At 57.3% G+C, this 4,258-nt stretch carries 5 protein-coding genes; all 5 read right to left on the bottom strand.

Annotated elements, in window-relative coordinates:
- Positions 1 to 173, bottom strand: a 173-nt coding sequence (locus WBC85_RS08365) for a TetR/AcrR family transcriptional regulator (RefSeq protein ID WP_424435219.1), incomplete at its 3' end; no start/stop codon positions are given.
- Positions 174 to 270: 97 nt separating this feature from the next.
- Positions 271 to 1,062 carry an enoyl-CoA hydratase-related protein gene (locus WBC85_RS08370; protein WP_424435207.1) on the bottom strand — a complete coding sequence of 264 codons (792 nt, stop codon included), beginning with the start codon at positions 1,060 to 1,062 and terminating at the stop codon, positions 271 to 273.
- Positions 1,063 to 1,121: 59 nt separating this feature from the next.
- On the bottom strand, positions 1,122 to 1,919 hold the full coding sequence (locus WBC85_RS08375; RefSeq protein WP_424435210.1) for an SDR family NAD(P)-dependent oxidoreductase: 798 nt from the start codon (positions 1,917 to 1,919) through the stop codon (positions 1,122 to 1,124).
- A gap of 248 nt (positions 1,920 to 2,167) precedes the next feature.
- Entirely contained in the window at positions 2,168 to 3,424 is a 1,257-nt protein-coding gene (locus WBC85_RS08380) for an ABC transporter substrate-binding protein (protein ID WP_424435213.1), read from the bottom strand.
- A 93-nt stretch (positions 3,425 to 3,517) separates the two neighbouring features.
- A partial coding sequence (locus WBC85_RS08385; protein ID WP_424435216.1) for an ABC transporter substrate-binding protein occupies positions 3,518 to 4,258 on the bottom strand: 741 nt, incomplete at its 5' end.

Raw genomic sequence — 4,258 nt, forward strand, 5'->3', positions numbered from 1 at the left:
TGATAGTAGATGCTGCCGGCTTTGACGCCGGCAGCATCCGCAACCTCGCGCAAAGTAGTTGCCGCATAGCCATGATGCCTGAACAGCCGTGCAGCTTCGAGCAGCACCCGTTCACGTGTAGCGGGGCCATCTGCGTTATCTTTGCTGAGCTTTGCTTCTGTACTTGGCTTCATATTGACCGTTAGTTAGATCCAAAAAAAAGCAAATCGTATCAAACTTGGCTTTGGTCGAAGGGGCAGACTCGTGCATTGGCGCGTCGCAAGGGGTTGCTCACTTGCTCCCGTTGGTCCACTGCCTGAAATCAGGCCGGCGTTTTTCCAGGAAAGCGCTCACGCCTTCTTTGGACTCTGCCGTGTCGTAGTACAGGCTCAGCGCTTGAAGTCCCAGGCTGCCGATCCCGCGAATGTGCTCGGTGGATGCATTGAACGAACGTTTCGCGATCGCCAGAGCCGTCGGACTTTTTTCGACAATTTCCTTGCACCAGCGGGCGACTTCGGCGTCGAGGTGGTCGTGGGGCACGACGGTGTTGCACAGACCCATGGCCAAGGCCTCCTGTGCACTGTAGCGGCGGCACATGTACCAGATCTCGCGGGCTTTCTTTTCGCCAACCACATGGCTCAGGTAAGCCGTGCCCCAGCCAGGGTCGACCGAGCCTACTTTCGGGCCGACTTGGCCAAACACGGCCTTTTCCGAGGCAATGGTCATGTCGCACAAGGTGGCCAGGACATTGCCGCCGCCAATGGCGTAACCCTGCACGCGGGCGATCACGGGCTTGGGCACGTCACGAATGGCGCTGTGAAACTCTTCCACCGGGATACCGATGGTGCCCCGGCCGTCATACTGGCCGGCATGAGCCGACTGATCGCCGCCGGTGCAGAAAGCACGGTCACCCGTCCCGGTGAGCACAATGGCGGCGATTCGCTTGTCCCAGCCTGCTTTCATGAATGCCTGCAGCAGTTCCTCGACGGTCTGGCCGCGAAACGCATTCATCACTTCGGGGCGGTTGATCGCGATGTAGGCCACCGAGTCGAGTTCTTCGTAGAGGATGTCCTTGAATTCCATGGGGTTTCCTTTTTGTCTGTTGTTTCAATGCCGCATGTCTTTCGACCGTGCCCGGGCGTTTACCCAATCATGCTGTAACCACCAGACACTGAAAGAACCTGCCCGGTGACATGGCCCGCAGCCTTCGCTGAAGACAGGAAGACGACGGCATTGGCAATATCCTGCGGCCGTCCCACCTTGCGCAACGGCAGCGCCTTGGCGACTTTTTCCAGTTGCTCCGGCGTGAACATACTGTCGGCATCAATCCACATGCTGCTTCCGCCCACTTCGTCGGTGGTACTGGGGATAGTGACGCCGGGGCATACCACGTTGCAGCGGATGCCGTAACGCCCGTTTTCCTTGGCGATCGTTTTCATGAAACTGTTGATGGCAGCCTTGACGCCGCCATACACCGCTTCACGTGGCTCACCTTGCCGACTGGCATCAGAGCTGATGGAGACGATTGAGCCGGCGCTGCGAGGAACCATGACTTCAAGCGCGGTCTTGGTGCAGTTGAGAACGCCGAGGTAGTTGATGTTGATGATCTTTTGCCACAGATCGGGGGTCGTCTGCGTGAAGAACATCAACTGGTCCCAGCCGACGTTGTTGACGAGGACATCGACGCCGCCGAACTTGTCCGAGGCTGCCTTGAACATGGCTTGCACCTGGTCAAGTTGGGTGACATCGGTCTTGACAACCTGCGCCGACGCCGCGCCGCTCGCCAGCGCGAGTTCTGCCGTCTTTTGCGCCTGACTTTCGTCGATGTCGCCGATGGTGATGTTGGCGCCTTCCGCGGCGAAGCCGAGCACGATGCCGCGGCCAATGTTCGAGCCGCCACCCGTGACGATGACCGATTTTCCTTTTAGTACGAGATCCATACTGATTGCTCCTTGCGCTTAAGGCGCCACATTGGTGAGGATGAAATTATAACTATCTAACGCTAGTTAGATGGTGGGCGAGATTTCCTGTGTTGGATGGTGCGCCTGGCAGCTACCACTGCAATCCACTGTGGCATAGGCTGCCACCTGTCGATTCAAGAGAGGGATGAAAATCCGAGAAACAAGATGGGATGGTTCACTATCAGTGCGCAACGCGTCTGACCGTGATCCATCCCAAGGGAAGGCAATTACTGTTTGTTCTTGGCGAACTCGCCAGATTCTTTCTTCACGATGTCCTGGACCACGTCGTCATACGCCGAGAACCAGTCAGTCTGGGGCACCCACTTGGCGCCGTCCCACATGTCGATGCGGGTTTTGCCGCCGCCGCCATGGTCTTTGGCGGTCACCGTCACGGGGGCGATCAGGCCTTCGGCATCAAAGTTTTTCAAGCTTTCCAGTCCGCGCTTCATTTTGTCAGGGTTGAGGGGCCAGCCACTTTGTTTGATGGCTAGGCGAGCGCCTTCGAAAACGCTGGCATAGATGGCCAGACCGGTGTTGTAGTAAACATCGTTGAGATGCTTGCGGTCACCGCTGCCCTTGTTTTTCTCATACAGGTCCTTGATGATCTGCTGCATCAGCGGGTGGCTCTGTCCACCCGTCACGTTGGTGCCGCGCTTGAGGCCTTTTGCGTTTTCCAGACCAATGTTGGCAAGGTCAACTTCGTTGAGCCAATTGACGGAAATGTACTTGTCCATCGGGATGCCGTTGCGCTTCATTTCGCGCGAGGCGACGACGTGCATGCCGGCCAGGTTCCAGCTGATCACCCAGTCGGGGTTGTTGCGGCGGATCTGGGACCAAGCGGCGGCCTGGTCATTGCCCGGCATCGGGTTGGGAACCAACTGCAGGTCAAAGCCCTCTTTGGCCGCAAGTGTCTTCAACACGCCGATCGGTTCCTGCCCGAACGGATAGTCGGGGTAGATGAACGAAATCTTCACGCCCTTGAGGTTGTTGTTGGACTTGGTTTTGATGTAGTGGATATTGTTGGCCATTTGACCCCAGTAGGTGGGCCCAATGGGGAAAATCCACTTGAACACATCACCATCGACCGCATCGCCACGACCTACAAAGGATTGCACCATCACATTGCCATCCGCCATGGCGCGCGGCAGAACGGCGCGGGAAACCGGCGTGGACAGGAAATCAAAGGCAACGGCGCCTTCGCGTTTCATCTTTTCGTAGCACTCAATGCCACGCTGCGGCTCGTTGCCATGGTCTTGAACCAGTATCTCGATGGGGTGGCCTTCAATGCCGCCTTTCTGATTCAATATCTTGGCATAGTCATTCGCCGCCTGGGCAATTTGTGGCGTCACAAAGCCGTAGGATTTACTCAGGTCATAACAAAGCGCGAATTTGACGGGCTGGGCTGGTGCCTGCGCCTGCGCGGACTGCAGACCGGCCAGCGCCAATCCCAGGCCAGCAAGAATGGAAAGCTGTTTGATTTTCATGATGATGTTTCCTGTTTAGTTAGTACGGGGTGAAATGCAGTCTGTAGAAGGCACGCCGTACAGTCGTGCCCTAGGCCTGACCGAGGCGTATCGCTACTGCTTCGACTTGGCGAACTCCGCCGATTCCTTCTTGGCGCTTTCCTGGACTACATCGTCGTATGCGGAGAACCAGCCAGTCTCTGGCACCCACTTCGCGCCATCCCACATGTCGATGCGCGTCTTGCCGCCGCCGCCATGGTCCTTGGCCGTCACAGTTACAGGGGCGATGAGGCCGTTAGCGTCGAAGTTGCGCAGGCTCTCCAGCCCGCGCTTCATCTTGTCGGATGTCAGAGGCCAGCCATACTGCTTGATTGCCAGACGCGCGCCTTCGAAAACAGGAGCGTAGGTGGCCAGCCCAGTGTTGTAGAAGATGTCATTGGTATGCTTGCGGTCGCCGTTGCCCTTTCCCTTGTCATACAGATCCTTCAGGATCTGCTGGATCAGCGGGTGCTCCTGACCGCCCACCACATTAGTGCCGCGCTTGATGCCCTTGGCTGCGTCGGCGCCAATGTTCGCGATGTCCACTTCGTTGAACCAATTGACGGCGATGTACTTGTCCTTCGGCATGGCGTTGCGTTTCATTTCGCGCGAGGCAACAACGTGCATGTTGCCCAGATTCCAGCTGATGACCCAATCGGGGTTGAGGCGGCGGATCTGGGACCACGCCCCTGACTGATTGTTACCAGGCAGCGGGTTCGGGAACAATTGGAGGTCGAAGCCTTCCTTGGCCGCGAGTGTCTTCAACACGCCGATGGGTTCCAACCCAAACGCGGTGTCCAGGTAAAAGAATGCGAT

The sequence above is a fragment of the Planktotalea sp. genome (assembly GCF_049680325.1).
Classification (GTDB): Bacteria; Pseudomonadota; Alphaproteobacteria; order Rhodobacterales; family Rhodobacteraceae; genus Planktotalea.